Here is a 14882-nt window from a genome sequence, read left to right on the forward strand (position 1 = left end):
CGATGCCGGGCTCACCACTGGGCGTGCGCGAACGGCATGCCTCGATCCACCAGCATCTCATGGGCGGCGTCGAGGCAAGTAATCGTCTCGGTCGTCGTGTCGCCCAGGCCCCGGATCAGCAGCAATGCCGCCCAGGTCAGCGGCACCAGCCCGAGAGCCGACGCCCGGTCGCGACAGTCGTGCGCCAGCAACCGGGCCGTGCGCAGCTCACCGGCCCCCGCCCGGGCCGCCGCCGCGATGAGGTCGGTCTTGATCCGGTGGCGCTCGTGTCCGGGCGCAACTGTGGCGATGATCTCCTGCCCGGCCAGCGCCTCGGTGAGGGCGTCCGACGGCCGGTTTGTGTAGAGGGCCAGTTCCGCGCGCACCCAGCACGCACGCAGGCGGGGACGGATCGCGGTCAGCCAGTCGTCATCGTCGGCGGTCCGAAGCAGCGCGGCGACCCGGTCGAGCAGCGTCGCGGCCACCCCGAACTCGGCCAAGCCCAACGCGTCGGCGGCCAGTCCCGTCACGGCGTCGAGTGCCGCGGCGCGTGACCACGGGCTGGTGGAGGCGAACGGCCGCGGCAACGCGGCCAACGCCAGACCGTCGAATCGACGCGACGTCTGATGGCGTCCGCATTGCCGGTACAACGACGCGGTGGTCGACAACGCGAGTGAGGTGAGCGCGGCGTCGGCGTGTGCCCGACCCCACCGCTCGACGCGTGCGAGCTCGGTCAGGGCCGCGGCACCGTCTCCCCGACCGCCCCGCTCGACTGCGGCACTCCACCGGTTTCGTGCCCCGAACTGGGCGATTTCGTGTCCCCCGTCACTCTCCGCACTCTCAGTTAGCATGAATTTAACCATCTGACACATTCGCAAAATGCGACAGAAAAATCACGGCAAGATGATCGATGGATTTCCGTCATGTTACGTGCGCGACGACGGCCATTGCGTCGTCGACCATCGGGTCTTTGTGAATGCGCAGTTGGCAATCGCGTATCGGCACTGTTCAGCTGGGGTGCGACCATCGGGTCGAGGGGGTCGGTCACCGCGCCCGGGGCGATGTGATAGCGCGGTCCGCATGCACAACATTTCGTTAACAATGATGGAATCTTCGGGCCTTTTCGGGGGTCACGAGACGGTATTGACGCTGTTTCTCGCACCCGCTTAGTGTTTGCGGTGCATCGCCGATCACGGCAGTGCGAGAGCAGAATTCCGGCCCTGCGGTGCAGGCGGGAATCCGCGCCGGTGCTTCGAGACTCGAAGGAGTTTGTGCAATGCCTCAGCCAAATCACCTCCCCGGCCCGAACGCAGACATCTGGGACTGGCAGATGCAGGGCCTCTGTCGCGGTGTCGACTCGTCCATGTTCTTTCATCCCGACGGCGAGCGCGGCCGCGCCCGCGCCCAGCGCGAACGCCACGCCAAGGAAATGTGCCACAAGTGCCCGGTGATCGCACAGTGCCGCGAGCATGCACTGGCCGTGGCCGAACCCTACGGAATCTGGGGCGGCCTCTCGGAATCCGAGCGCAGCATGCTGATGAAGCGCGGCGTGGGACGCCGCATCGCCAGCTGAGGACGTTCACCGCACGAAACACACCACAGACATGACGAACCCGGGGTGACCGATCGGTCCACCCCGGGTTCGTGTGTGAACGGCGTCAGTGTGCGTGGCCGTGACCGTGGTCGGCGGCACCTTCCTCCGGCTTGTCCACAACGGCGGTCTCGGTGGTCAGAACCATCCGGCCCACCGACGCGGCGTTGACCACCGCGGAGCGGGTCACCTTGACCGGGTCGATGATGCCGTCGGCGAGCAGGCTGCCGTAGGTGAGGGTGGCGGCGTTGAAGCCGTCGCCCGCAGCCGCCTGCGACACCTTGTTCACCACGACGGCGCCGTCGACGCCCGCGTTGGTGGCGATCCAGTACAGCGGCGCGCGTGCGGCGTCACGCACCACACGCACACCGAGTGCCTCGTCATCGGACACCTCGTCGGCCAGCGCGTCGAGCACCTTGGCAGCCTGCACGATGGCCGAGCCGCCACCGGGGATGATGCCCTCCTCGACCGCGGCCTTGGCCGCTGCGACGGCGTCCTCCACGCGGTGCTTGCGCTCCTTGAGGGCGGTCTCGGTGGCCGCTCCCACGCGGATCACGGCGATACCGCCGGACAGCTTGGCCAGCCGCTCGGCGAGCTTCTCCCGATCCCAGTCGGAATCGCTGTTCTCGATCTCCCGGCGCAGCTGGTCGACGCGGGCCGCGATGGCCTCGGCCGTGCCGCCGCCCTCGACGAGTGTGGTGGTGTCCTTGGTGACCACCACACGCCGCACCGAGCCGAGCAGGTCGAGGTCGGCGTCGGCGAGATTGATGCCGATATCCGAGGAGATCACCGTGCCGCCGGTGACGACGGCGAGGTCCTCGAGGAACGCCTTGCGACGGTCGCCGAAGAACGGGGCCTTCACCGCGACGGCCTTGACCGTCTTGCGGATCGAGTTCACCACCAGCGTCGACAACGGCTCACCCTCGACGTCCTCGGCGACGATCAGCAGCGACTTGCCCGCCTGCACCACCTTCTCCAGCAGCGGCAGGAAGTCGGGCAGCGAGCTGATCTTGTCGCGGTAGAGCAGCACGAGCGCGTCCTCGAGGACCGCTTCCTGGTTGTCGAAGTCGGTGACGAAGTACGGCGAGAGATAGCCCTTGTCGAACTGCACGCCCTCGGTGATGTCGAGTTCGGTCTGCAGGCCGGAGCCCTCCTCGACGGTGACCACACCGTCGACCCCGACGGTCGTCATCGCCTTGCCGACCATTTCGCCGACCTCGTCGTCACGCGAGCTGACGGTGGCGACCTGCGCGATGGCCTTCTCACCGTCGACCGGGGTGGCCACGCGGAGCAGTTCGGTGCTCAGCGCGTCGGCGGCCTTGCCGATGCCCGCGCCCAGGGCGATCGGGTTGGCGCCGGCGGCCACGTTGCGCAGACCCGCTGCGACGATGGCCTGCGCCAGCACGGTCGCCGTGGTGGTGCCGTCACCGGCGACATCGTTGGTCTTGGTGGCCACCGACTTCACCAGCTGTGCGCCGAGATTCTCGAAGGGGTCCTCGAGGTCGATGTCGCGGGCGATGGTCACGCCGTCATTGGTGACGGTGGGTCCGCCGAACGCCTTGGCGAGGACCACGTGGCGGCCGCGGGGGCCGAGGGTCACCTTGACGGTGTCGGAGAGAGTGTTGATGCCGCGTTCGAGCGAACGCCGTGCTTCCTCGTCGAATTCAATCTGCTTGGCCATGATTCCTCTCGAGATGAGTGGGGGTCGAGATCAGTGGAGACCACGCAAAGTGTTCCGCCCCGGTGTCTGCGCGAAACTTTCTCGCGAGACTCCGGGGCGGAACGACCACACGATGGTCCCGTGGGTCCTTACTTGCCGACTACCGCGAGCACGTCGCGTGCCGAGAGGATCAGGTACTCCTCGCCGGCGTACTTGATCTCGGTGCCGCCGTACTTGCTGTAGATGACGGTGTCGCCTTCCTTGACGTCGACCGGGACGCGGTTGCCCTGCTCGGTGACGCGGCCTTCGCCAACGGCGATGACGGTGCCCTCCTGGGGCTTCTCCTTGGCGGTGTCCGGGATGACCAGGCCCGAGGCGGTGGTCGTCTCGGCCTCGACGGCCTGCACCAGGATCTTGTCCTCAAGCGGCTTGATGTTCACGCTCGCCACGATGTGAGTCCTCAACTTTCGTTCTGAGAAACGATGTACTTGTCCGTACGTTTTCGTGGGCCCTGAGGGAGATCCCCCGTCGTCGCGGGTGCCGAGGGTTCTCACCAGTGCCTACTAGCACTCTATACACGCGAGTGCCAGCACTCAAGGTTCCCGGGTGCAAATGCCCACGCGAATTCGGCCCGCCACGGCGGTCATCCCAGCCGCGCTCGCGCGGACGGCATCACCGGTACTGCGACACCTGCACGCTCATGCCCGGATCGGTGGCGACCGTCAGCGGCGACGGGGCCGCGCCACCGGCGATGACATGGGCACCCAGCGTCGCGATCATCACGCCGTTGTCGGTGCACCGTCGTGGCGTGGGGACACGCAGGGTGATGCCTGCCGCCGCGCACCGTTCGGCCGCCAGCGACCGGATCCGTGAGTTGGCCGTCGCTCCGCCTCCCAGCACCAGGGTGTCGACCCCCAGGTCGGTACACGCACGCACCGCCTTGAGCGTGAGCACGTCGGCCACCGCCTCCTGAAACGACGCGGCGATGTCGGCGACGGGCACCTCGATGCCGTCGCGGCGACACTTCTCCACATAGCGGGCCACGGCCGTCTTCACCCCGGAGAACGAGAAGTCGTAGCGGGCGTCGCGGGGCCCGGTCATGCCGCGCGGAAACTCGATGGCGTGCGGGTCGCCGTGTGCCGCAGCCTTGTCCAGCGCCGGGCCGCCCGGAAAGCCGAGGTCGAGCAGACGCGCCACCTTGTCGAAGGCCTCACCGGCGGCGTCGTCGACGGTGGTGCCGAGTTCGACGATGGGGTCGGCGAGATCGGTGACGTGCAGCAGATGCGTGTGCCCGCCGGACACCAGCAGCGCCACGCATTCGGGCATCGGCCCGTGTTCGAGGGTGTCCACCGCGACGTGCCCGCCGAGGTGGTTCATCGCATACAGCGGCACGTCCCACGCCAGCGCATACGCCTTGGCCGCGGCCACACCCACCAGCAGTGCACCGGCGAGTCCGGGGCCGATGGTGACGGCGACGGCATCGGGCCGCTCGATGTCCGCGGCGCGCAACGCCCGGCGCATGGTGGGCACGATCGCCTCCAGATGCGCGCGCGAGGCGATCTCGGGCACCACGCCACCGAAGCGCGCGTGCTCGTCGACACTGGAGGCCACTTCGTCGGCGAGCAGGGTGACGTGTCCGGGCGTCGTGTCGCCGGCCGGATGCCACCGGACGATGCCCACCCCGGTCTCGTCGCACGAACTCTCCACACCCAGCACGATCATGCGGGATCACCTGCCCGTCCGGACACCGACGGGCGCGCCATGGTGTAGGCGTCCGCGCCGGAGGGCTGATAGTAGTTGCGGCGGATTCCTCGCCGGACGAACCCGTGGCGCTCGTAGAGTGCGATCGCGGTGTCGTTGTCGGTGCGCACCTCCAGGTAGACCGGCGCGTCGGCGGCATCGGCCACCGCGAGCATCTCGGCCAGCAGTGCCCGGCCGTAGCCGCGGCCACGGTGCGACGGGGCCACGGCGATGGTGTGGATCTCACATTCGAAATCCGGGTCGCTGCCCAGGGTGGAGATCCCCGCATAGCCCACCACCTCGCCACCGGGGGTGTCGCGCGCGGCGAAGTACTGGTTGTGCGGGGCGTTGAGTTCGGCGCGGAATGCCGACGCCGGCCAGGGTGAGTCGCCGCTGAACATCTCGCGCTCAAGGGCGGCGCACCGCGGGATGTCGGGGTAGTCGAGCCGGTCGATGAGCAGCTCACCGGTGGTCATCGCGGGGTCACCTCCTGGACGCGCTGATCCTTGCGTTCCACCGCATCGGGTCGCCGGAGATACAGCGGCACAAGGGGTTCCGGACTGGCACCGACCAGCAGCGCGGGTGCCGCGGCGGCCGCCAGTCCGGTCACGGTCGGCGTCGTCAGCAGCGGCGGTTCGCCCGTCCAGCCGCACGCCGCCAGATGTGTGGGCGAACCGGCGACCACATCGGCGGGCTCCGCGGACAGCGCTACAGCGACGTCGGCGGGGGCGGCCACCTCCGGGCCGTGGACCCGATGCCCGTCGCGGTAGCGCGCCCAGTACACCTCACGCCGGCGTGCGTCGGTGACCACCAGGATCGACGACGCGCGCGGGGTGTGCCGGGCCGCGTCGGCGGCCATCGCGTCGAGCGAGCACACGCCGTACACCGGCAGTCCGAGTGCATCACCGAAGGCGGCGCCGGTGGCCATGCCGACGCGCAGTCCGGTGAACGGGCCCGGACCGCAGCCGACCACCACCGCGTCGAGTTGGTCGCGGCGCACCCCGGCGACGGCCAGCGCCTCCGACATCAGCGTGGTCAGCAGTTCGGCGTGGCGGCGGTGATCGGTGATGCCGCGATCGGAGAGCACCGCGACGGCGTCATCGGTATCCCCCACGCCCCCGACACCGATGGTGGCCACCCCGGTCACCACCGCATCGGTGGCGGTGTCGACGGCCAGCACGGTGCGGACCGCCGGGGGCTCGTGCTCACTCATGTCCGCTCACCCATCCCCATTTCGCGTGCCGCACATCGGTGTCGGGGTCACGTCGCAGCCGCACCAGCAGATGCCGGTCGGCGAGCCGCTCGGCCACCCCTTCGCCCCATTCGACCACGACCACCGCGTCGTCGAGGTCGGTGTCGAGGTCGAGGGCATCGAGTTCGTCGAGGCCGCCCAACCGGTAGGCGTCGACGTGGATCATGCCCGGCATTCCCGCGCCGCCCGGTTTGTGTTCGCGCGCGATGATGAAGGTCGGCGACGAAACCCGGCCGATCACGCCGAGTCCGGCGGCAATCCCACGCGCCAGCGCCGTCTTGCCCGCCCCGAGCGGACCGTCGAGGATCACCAGGTCTCCGGCATTGAGCTGTTGTCCCAGTTCGCGTCCCAGCAACTCCGTGTCGGCCACGTCGGGTAGATCGCGGCGTTGCTCGGGCGGGATCGGCGTCATCCTCGCCGCCTCAGTGCCGCGTACCACGGCCGGTGCGGCTGCGGTTGTGCGGCGCGGGCACGTTCGGCGAGATCGGCGATCGCGTCGGTCACCCGGTCGGGTGTCTCCATCAGCACCATGTGTCCGGCCCCCTCCACCACGTCGAGGCGGGAGTCGTCGCCGAGTTCGCCGTACATGTGCAACGAGTTGGGCAGCGGCGTCATCTTGTCGGCGGTACCGCACACCACTGCGGTGGGGACGCGCGCGATCACCGGCAGTCCCATCGATTCGTCATGTTGTTCCAGCGTGTTCAGAAAACTCACCACCGTCGAGATCGGGGTGTTCTGGATCATCTTCTCCACCGCACGGCCGGCGGTGGGGCTGTGGAAGTCGGGACCGAAACTGGCGGAGACGAGCACGGGTTCCAGCACGAGCCGGGTGAGGTCGCGTCCGGCCTCGATCACCCGCGGCGTGTGGCGCACCGTCGCCCGGAACGCGTCCACCAACGGATTGCGCAGGCCGCGCGCCAAGCCGGCCTCGGTGAGCCCACGCGCCGCGGTGGCGATCAGCGCCACCCCCACCACCGGTCCCGACGGTTCGAAGAATTCGGGGTGGCGCCTCGCGAGCGCCATCAGCGCCATGCCACCCATGGAGTGCCCGGCCAGCAGTATCGGCCCTCGCGGGGCCACCGTCCGCATCACGGCGGCGAGGTCGTCGGCGACTTGCGTGATGGTGCACGTCTCGGGTGGTGCGGCTTCGCTCTTGCCGTGTCCGCGGTGGTCGAAGAACACCATGCGGATGCGGCGATCGGCCCAGATGTCGGCCAGATCGAATCGCTGGAAGTGCCACGCCGCCATACGCAGGCTGAACCCATGGACGAAGATCACGGTGAGTTCGGGGGTGTCGGTATGGGTCAGGCCGCCCAGATCGACGGTGCGCACCGCGAGCGCCAGGCCGTCATCGGTGGTCACCGTGGATGCCTCGTCGGCGTAGATCGCGGTGAAATCGATTCCGGCGCAGGGATCGTCGGCCGAATAACGGCGGCGACGGGCCGCGGTCCGCGACACACTCGCGGCGGCGAGACCGCCGAGCGCGCCCAGACCCGCGATCCCGGCCACCACACCGAGTCTCTCGGAGTTGTTCACCGCTGCCCCACCGGCGCGCGGCCGCCCGTCACTCCGCCCATCACTCCACCGACGTACTCGCGCCGTGCGCGGGCGCCGATGCCGGTGAGGATCTCGTAGTCGATGGTGTCGCTCGCGGCCGCCCAGTCCAGTGCGGTGGGGCCGCCGGCGGCGCCGGTGCCGAACAGTTCGGCTGTATCGCCTTCGGCCACACCGCCACCATCGGGTCCGAGGTCAACCACGAACTGGTCCATACAGATTCGCCCGACCTGCGGGAACGAGCGGCCCCCGATCATGACCCGGAGGCGGTTCGACAACACGCGCGGCACCCCGTCGGCGTATCCGGCAGGGATCACCGCGATCACGGTGTCGCGGTCGGTGACCCAGGTGTGGCTGTACGACACGCCCTCCCCCGCCGCGAGCCGTTTCACCAGCACGACTTCGGCGTGCAGGGTCATCGCCGGGATCAATCCGAAGTCGCGGCCGGGGATCGGGGCACCCCCGTACAGTGCGATGCCGGGCCGGATCAGGTCGCGCGCGAGATCCGGGCGGGTCAGCGCCGCAGGCGAATTCGCGATGTGCATCACCTCGGCCGGGGTGCCGAGCCGGACGAGGTCGGCGGCGGCATCGTCGAGGCGCTGCGCCTGGGCCGAGTTCAGCGGATGGTCGGGCTCGTCTCCGCGTGCCAGATGGCACATGATCGCGCGCACCCGCACCGAGCCGTCGGCGGCGGCCTTGGCGAGGTCGTCGGCGAAGTCGGCCCATTCGTCGGCGGCCACGCCGCTGCGGTTGAGCCCGGTGTCGACCTTGGCGGTCACGGTTGCGGTGGCGCCCGTTCGTTCGGCCGCCGCGATCAGTGCGGCCAATTGCCGGCGGGACGAGAGCGCGATGTCGATGTCGGCGGCGATGGCGGCGTCGAAGTCGGTGTTCGGATGATGCAGCCAGGCGGTGATGTGCGCATCGATGCCCGCGCCACGCAGGGCCAGCGCCTCGGCGACGTGCGCGACACCGAGTTCGGCGGCGCCCGCGGCCAGTACCGCCCGCGCGACCGGGACCGCTCCGTGCCCGTAGGCGTCGGCCTTGACCACGGCGATCATGTCGGTCCCGGACGCAGCACGCAGCACACCGATGTTGTGGGCGATCGCGTCGAGGTCGACGGTGGCGGTCAGGGCCGCGGGCGGCAGATCTGAAGTGGTCATCGCGTTTATTGTCCCAGACCGTCTCAGGGATGGGTCACGACGATCTCGCCGGTGTCGCGGTGCCGCCAGACCACGATACGGCCGGGGTAGAGCGTCGGAATCCAGATTCCGAGGTGTTTGACCTGGTGGCACGGTATGCAGAGCGGGATGAGGTCATCCGGGATGGTCCAGCCGCCTGCCAGCGGATTCTCGTGGTCGAAGGGCACGACATGATCCAACTGACACGACGAGGCCGGCTGATCGCAGAACGGTCCGCGGCAGCGCCGATCCGAGAGGTGCACCTCGCGGCGGATCGCCGTGCCCGGTTGGTACACCAGGGCCCCGGGGGTCGGTGTGTGTAGTCCGCCGTGCCCGCTCGGGTCAATCGGCGACAGGGAAGCGAGGTCGATCTCGTTGGGTGGGCGTGAGCGCACGACGATGGGGCCGCCGCTGACGAGGTGCGTGGGGGCGATGGTGCCCGCACGCCGTGGGCGGCCTTTGCGGATACCGGGTTCCACGGCACCGGCGCGGTGCAGCGCTTGCCAGGTGGCGTCGGCGGCGATGGTTCGTGCCAGATCGGGGTCGATGACGCCGTAACCCTCCACGAACGGGACCATCTCCCCGGACCGACCGAGCAGTGTTGGCGCGTCGACGATCACGCTGACCACCGCCTGGGTGGCGACGACCGAGAGCTCCGTCGAGGGCGCTGCGGTGTCCGAGTCTGCGGTGTCCGGATCTGCCGTGTCCGAGTCTGCGGTGTCCGAGTCTGCGGTGTCCGAGTCTGCGGTGTGCGGGGTTTTCCGGCAGTCGTCGCGGCCGCATGCGCAGGGTATGGAGGACTCGCCGCGCATCATCGCTCCGAGTGCCGCCACCCGCTGCTGTCCGAGGGGGCGCGGGTCGTCGGGGCAGACGCTGCGCGAAATAATCTCGGCCAGGCGCTGTTTCGCGAAAATCCCGTCTTCCAACGGCACCATGGCGTCGATGTTCCAATGGCCGTGCGCCTCCTTGCGGATGCGGACGTCTTGCTGCTTGGCGAATTCGCGGCGTTGCTCGGCGGCCAGTTCGGGATCGAACGCGATCACCATCTCGTCGAGCTTCTCCCGCAGCTCGGAGCCGGTGGTGGCGGCCGTGGCCCAACTCAGTGCGGCGTCGAGCAGCAGGTCGCGTTTGTCATCGGGTACGCACTCGAGGACGTCGGTCAGAATCCGCGCTTTGTGTTCGGAGAGGTCACCGTCGAGAAATGCATCGAGCACCACGGGCATGTCCCGCAGCCCCTCGCCGAGGGCGATCCACTTGCCGGCCACCGACACCGACACCCCGAACCGGATCGAAACCTCCCGCAGCGCAGCCTTTTCCGGCAGGGCGTTGACATTACGGCCTTCGCACAGGTCCATCACCTGATCGAAGACGAGCGCGGCGACGCGCACCGCCGTCATGATCTTGCGGGCACACGCCTGCCGTTCGAGGCGCTGCGCCTCGACACCGGCATCGCACAACTCGTCGGACCCGGCACGCGCAATGCGTGCCAAGTCTTCCTCCGAGTTGCCGTAATCGAACACATGTTCACAATAGCTCTCACTACCGACAATTCGAGTCCGCGACCACGGCCTGTGGATAAGACCCCGACCGAACGAGCTGGCCTCGCGCAGATCCTCGTCTCGCGAATCGTCCGCGGCGCGGCCAACGTGCTCTCACGTCCTCGTGCGCAACGCCCTGATCGCCGGACGCAGCCCGGCGAGCAGCGTCGAGGCACCGATGGGCGCTCCCCCGCTGGCCAAAGACGCGGCTCGTGCATGCACCCGCGCCGCGCAGGCACCCGCCCAGATCGGCGGAAGTCCTGCTGCCAGAAGCGAACCCGCGATCCCCGACAGCACATCGCCGGCACCGGCGGTGGCCGCCCACGAGGTGCCCGCGTCGTTGCCGAACACGGTGCCGTCCGGTTCGGCAACCAGCGTCACGCGTCCCTTCAACAACACGGTGACACCCCAGCGGCGCGCGAGCCCGGCCACCGCGCCCAACCGGTCGGCGCCGACCGGCTCTCCGGTGAGCCGCGCGAACTCGCCCGCGTGCGGGGTGAGCAGTGTCGGGGCGTCGCGGCCGCGCACCAGCTCCGGGTGTTCGGCGAGCACCGTCAGGCCATCGGCGTCCACGAGTACCGGCAGTTCGGTGGCCAGGATGGTGCGCAGCAGGTCGACCGCGTCGTCGTCGGTGCCCGCGCCGGGCCCGATCACCCAGCCCTGCACCCGACCGGCATCGGCGAACGCCGGGACCGCGACCACCTCCGGGAAGTGCTCCACCACCTCGGCGTGCGCCGACCCGACATAGCGGGTCATCCCCGACGTCGCGGTGACCGCTGCCCCGGTACACAGAATCCCCGCCCCCGGATAGCGGTGCGATCCGGCGATCACGCCGACCACGCCCTGGGTGTACTTGTCGTCGTGGGGGCCGGGGACGGGCCACGCCTCGGCGACCTCGGAGTCGCGCAGCGAGTACAGCCGCACCGCCGCGCTGCCTCCGCCGGTGGTCGGTTCTCCGTCGGCGTCCTCGGGCAGGCCGATGTCGACGAGTTCGACGCGTCCGCACTGCGGTGCGGCCAGCAGATGCAGGTTGCGCAGCGCCCCGAATGTGACGGTGATGTCGGCGCGTACCGCGGGCCGGTGGACCTCACCGGTGTCGGCGTCGACACCCGACGGCAGGTCGACGGCCACCACCGTCGTGGCCGGATCGAGCGCCTCGAACACCGCGGCCGCGGGGGGACGCAGCGGTCCGTGGCCGCCGATCCCCACCACCCCGTCGATCACGATGTCGACGCCCGCGGGCATTTCCCCGACCACTCGCCCACCGGCCGCACGAAAGGCCGCGAGTCCCGCGGGGTGTGCCTTGTCGGGAGCGAGCAGAACCGCGCTGACGCGCACTCCGCGGTGCGCGAGTGCAGCACCGGCGAACAGTGCGTCGCCGCCGTTGTCGCCGGCACCGACCACCACACCCACGTGGCGTCCGTAACAGCCACCTGTCCGGTTGAGCTCGCCGGCCACCACCTGCGCCACGCCGTGCGACGCGCGCCGCATCAGGGTGCCGTTGGCCAGCAACTCTCCGGTGGCACGCTCGGCCACGCGGACGGCCTCGGCGGTGAGGTAGCGAACCGGCATCGCCGTGCTATTCCACCGTGACCGATTTGGCCAGGTTGCGGGGTTTGTCGACGTCGTAGCCGCGCGCCTGCGCGACGCTGGCCGCGAACACCTGCAGCGGCACGGTGGACACCAGCGGCTGCAGCAGTGTCGGCGTCTTGGGAATCGGGATGAAATGATCGGCGACCGAGCGTGCCGTGTCGTCGTCGAATTCGGCGATGACGATGGTCAGCGCGCCGCGCGCCTGGATCTCGCGGATGTTGCTGATCATCTTGGAGTGCAGCACCGCACGGCCGTCGGCCGACGGCATCACGATGATGACCGGCAGGCCGTCCTCGATCAGCGCGATCGGCCCGTGCTTGAGCTCGCCGGCGGCGAAACCCTCGGCGTGCATGTAGGCGAGTTCCTTGAGCTTGAGCGCACCCTCGAGGGCCACCGGATAACCCACATGGCGGCCGATGAACAGCACGGTGTTGTGGTGGGCCAGCGATCGGGCCAGGTCACGCACCGGCTCCATGGTGCCGAGGACCTCGCGTACGGCCTCGACCATGGCCTCCATCGCACCGAACTCGCGGGCCACTTCGTCGGCATACTTCGTGCCGCGGGCCTGCGCCAGGGCCAAACCCACCATGTAGGCGGCCGCGATCTGCGCGAGGAAGCACTTGGTGGATGCCACGCCGATCTCGGGGCCCGCATGGGTGTAGAGCACGGCGTCGGATTCGCGGGGGATCTGCGCACCGTTGGTGTTGCAGATCGCGAGTACGCGCGCCTTCTGGTCCTTGGCGTGGCGCACGGCCTCAAGGGTGTCGGCGGTCTCGCCGGACTGCGAGATCGCCACCACCAGGGTCTGCCGGTCGAGCACCGGGTCGCGGTAGCGGAACTCGCTGGCCAGTTCCACCTCGACGGGCAGCCGGGTCCAGTGTTCGATGGCGTATTTGGCCAGCAGGCCGGCGTGGTAGGCGGTGCCACAGGCCACCACGAACACCTTGTCGACGTCGCGCAGGTCGTCGTCGGAGAGTCGCTGCTCGTCGAGCACGATGTGACCGTTCACCAGATGCCCGAGCAGGGTGTCGGCGACAGCGGCGGGCTGTTCGGCGATCTCCTTGAGCATGAAGAAGTCGTAGCCACCCTTCTCGGCGGCGGCCAGATCCCAGTCGATGTGGAACGGCTTGCCCGGGCGGGGGTCCTGGTCGAAGTCGGTGATCGTGTAGCCGTCGGCGGTGATCACCACCACCTCGTCCTGACCGAGTTCCACCGCGTCGCGGGTGTGCTCGATGAACGCGGTCACGTCGGAGCCCACGAACATCTCTCCGTCCCCGACACCCACCACCAGTGGCGTGGACCGGCGCGCGGCGACGATCGTGTCGGGGTGGTCGGAGTGGGTGAAGACGAGGGTGAACGCCCCTTCGAGGCCGCGCAGCGCTTCGTAGGTGCTGGCGACGAAGTCGCCTGCGGTGGGCCCGGTGGCGTAGTTGCGTTCCACCAGGTGAACCGCGGTTTCGGTATCGGTGTCGGAACTGAACTCGATGCCCGCGGCCTCGAGTTCGGCGCGCAGCGGCCCGTAGTTCTCGATGATGCCGTTGTGCACCACGGCGATCTTGCCGTCGGCGCTCGAATGCGGGTGGGCGTTGCGGTCGGTGGGCTGACCGTGGGTGGCCCACCGGGTGTGGCCCATGCCGGTGGTGCCGGCCAGGGCCTCCCGCCCCACCGTCGCGATCTGCTTGTCGAGATTCTCCAGCCTGCCGGCCTTCTTCTCGATGGCGGTGTGTCCCCGCCCGTCGAGGATCGCGACACCGGCCGAGTCATACCCGCGGTATTCCATCCGGCGCAGCGCCTCGACGACGATGTCGAGGGCATCACGCCTGCCCACGTATCCGACGATTCCACACATAGGTCGTCAGCGTACCGGGGTTTTTTGCAACAGCTTGCGAGCTCGGGTGCGCGGTTTGGCGCCCAACAGCCGCGACACCTGTCCCAGCGGCTGTTCCGGCGGCTCGTCGACGTCGATGACGGTGGTCTTGCCCAGTATCTCGTCGGGATCGGCGAACGCCGCGTACTCGGCGTCGCCGTCCAGTGTGTGCAGCAGGAATCCCGTCGTGATGGCCCGCACCGCCGTGTGGGTCTTCTTGTCGGCGCCGTTCATGCCGAGCAGTGATTTCGGCGTGCGTCGTTCCAGCAGGCCGCGACGGCTCGCTTGCGGAATGGTGCGCAACACCACATCGCCGCCGTAATCGCCGGCCAGCGAGAGCGCGTTGGCGTCGACGTTGTCGATCTCCTCGCTACCGGCGAGCAGCAGGCCCGGTGCGGTCACGGTGCCCGCGGCGGCGGGCAGCATCGGCGTGGTGGGCGCGGGAAACAGACCGACCAGCCCGGACACGGCTGCGGGTTCCTGGCCGAGCAGTGGCCGATCACCTGCGGCGATCACCGCCGCGGCGGCACCGAATCCGTGGCCGACGAGTCCCGTGCGATCCGGGTCGACGGTGACCTGCCCGGTGCCGAGCGGGTAGTGCGAGACGATCGACAGGGCCGACCGCAGGTCGGCGGCGAATCCCACATCCGACGGGACCGCCCCGGTCTGCGTGTCGGGTGCCACCACGACGAATCCCCACGACGCGAAGTGATAGAGCAGGTCGCGGTAGCGGCGACTGTCCACGAGCCAGTCGTGTCCGAACGCGATCGCGGCGCGACGGGTGCCCTCGGCGGGGGTGAACACCTGACCGGGAATGCCGACGATGCCCAGGTTGCCGCGCAGCACGCGGTAGGGGCCTCGCGTGGCGAGCTGCTTCATCAGCTTGGCCGGGGGCCGGGACGGCTTGCTGGCGCGCTTCTTGCCGGACAC

General features: G+C 69.3%; 14 protein-coding genes. 1 reads left to right on the forward strand and 13 read right to left on the reverse strand.

Features of this window, described 5'->3' with window-relative positions:
* Positions 1-11: 11 nt before the first annotated feature.
* Positions 12-830 carry a hypothetical protein gene (locus tag ACWDTD_RS05915; protein WP_449746139.1) on the reverse strand — a complete coding sequence of 273 codons (819 nt, stop codon included), beginning with the start codon at positions 828-830 and terminating at the stop codon, positions 12-14.
* Between the two features lie 425 nt (positions 831-1255).
* Here ACWDTD_RS05915 and ACWDTD_RS05920 point away from each other — a divergent pair, with 425 nt between their 5' ends.
* Positions 1256-1552, forward strand: coding sequence for a WhiB family transcriptional regulator (locus ACWDTD_RS05920; protein WP_449746140.1), 297 nt, complete (start codon positions 1256-1258; stop codon positions 1550-1552).
* Positions 1553-1637: 85 nt separating this feature from the next.
* Here ACWDTD_RS05920 and groL read toward each other — a convergent pair whose 3' ends face one another.
* From groL to ACWDTD_RS05980, 12 genes are all read right to left on the reverse strand, one after another.
* On the reverse strand, positions 1638-3251 hold the full coding sequence (groL, locus tag ACWDTD_RS05925) for a chaperonin GroEL (protein ID WP_449746141.1): 1614 nt from the start codon (positions 3249-3251) through the stop codon (positions 1638-1640).
* Positions 3252-3379: 128 nt separating this feature from the next.
* Positions 3380-3679, reverse strand: coding sequence for a co-chaperone GroES (groES, locus tag ACWDTD_RS05930; RefSeq protein ID WP_449746142.1), 300 nt, complete (start codon positions 3677-3679; stop codon positions 3380-3382).
* Positions 3680-3902: 223 nt separating this feature from the next.
* On the reverse strand, positions 3903-4952 hold the full coding sequence (gene tsaD, locus ACWDTD_RS05935) for a tRNA (adenosine(37)-N6)-threonylcarbamoyltransferase complex transferase subunit TsaD (RefSeq protein WP_449746143.1): 1050 nt from the start codon (positions 4950-4952) through the stop codon (positions 3903-3905).
* On the reverse strand, positions 4949-5446 hold the full coding sequence (gene rimI / locus ACWDTD_RS05940; RefSeq protein WP_449746144.1) for a ribosomal protein S18-alanine N-acetyltransferase: 498 nt from the start codon (positions 5444-5446) through the stop codon (positions 4949-4951). The genes tsaD and rimI overlap by 4 nt, the downstream gene beginning before the upstream one ends.
* Positions 5443-6183 carry a tRNA (adenosine(37)-N6)-threonylcarbamoyltransferase complex dimerization subunit type 1 TsaB gene (tsaB, locus tag ACWDTD_RS05945; RefSeq protein ID WP_449746145.1) on the reverse strand — a complete coding sequence of 247 codons (741 nt, stop codon included), beginning with the start codon at positions 6181-6183 and terminating at the stop codon, positions 5443-5445. The genes rimI and tsaB overlap by 4 nt, the downstream gene beginning before the upstream one ends.
* Entirely contained in the window at positions 6176-6634 is a 459-nt protein-coding gene (tsaE, locus tag ACWDTD_RS05950; RefSeq protein WP_449746146.1) for a tRNA (adenosine(37)-N6)-threonylcarbamoyltransferase complex ATPase subunit type 1 TsaE, read from the reverse strand. Before tsaE ends, tsaB begins: the two co-directional genes overlap by 8 nt.
* A complete protein-coding gene (locus ACWDTD_RS05955) occupies positions 6631-7758 on the reverse strand; it encodes an alpha/beta fold hydrolase (RefSeq protein ID WP_449746147.1) in 1128 nt (375 codons plus the stop codon). The genes tsaE and ACWDTD_RS05955 overlap by 4 nt, the downstream gene beginning before the upstream one ends.
* The gene (alr, locus tag ACWDTD_RS05960) at positions 7755-8936 is read right to left on the reverse strand and encodes an alanine racemase (RefSeq protein WP_449746148.1); all 1182 of its coding nucleotides are present in this window, start codon (positions 8934-8936) and stop codon (positions 7755-7757) included. Before alr ends, ACWDTD_RS05955 begins: the two co-directional genes overlap by 4 nt.
* 23 nt (positions 8937-8959) lie before the next feature.
* Entirely contained in the window at positions 8960-10474 is a 1515-nt protein-coding gene (locus ACWDTD_RS05965; protein WP_449746149.1) for an HNH endonuclease, read from the reverse strand.
* Positions 10475-10606: 132 nt separating this feature from the next.
* Positions 10607-12064 carry an NAD(P)H-hydrate dehydratase gene (locus ACWDTD_RS05970; protein ID WP_449746150.1) on the reverse strand — a complete coding sequence of 486 codons (1458 nt, stop codon included), beginning with the start codon at positions 12062-12064 and terminating at the stop codon, positions 10607-10609.
* A gap of 7 nt (positions 12065-12071) precedes the next feature.
* Positions 12072-13934, reverse strand: coding sequence for a glutamine--fructose-6-phosphate transaminase (isomerizing) (gene glmS / locus ACWDTD_RS05975; RefSeq protein ID WP_449746151.1), 1863 nt, complete (start codon positions 13932-13934; stop codon positions 12072-12074).
* A gap of 6 nt (positions 13935-13940) precedes the next feature.
* Entirely contained in the window at positions 13941-14882 is a 942-nt protein-coding gene (locus ACWDTD_RS05980) for a dienelactone hydrolase family protein (RefSeq protein WP_449746152.1), read from the reverse strand.

It is taken from the genome of Gordonia sp. NPDC003425, from assembly GCF_053588635.1.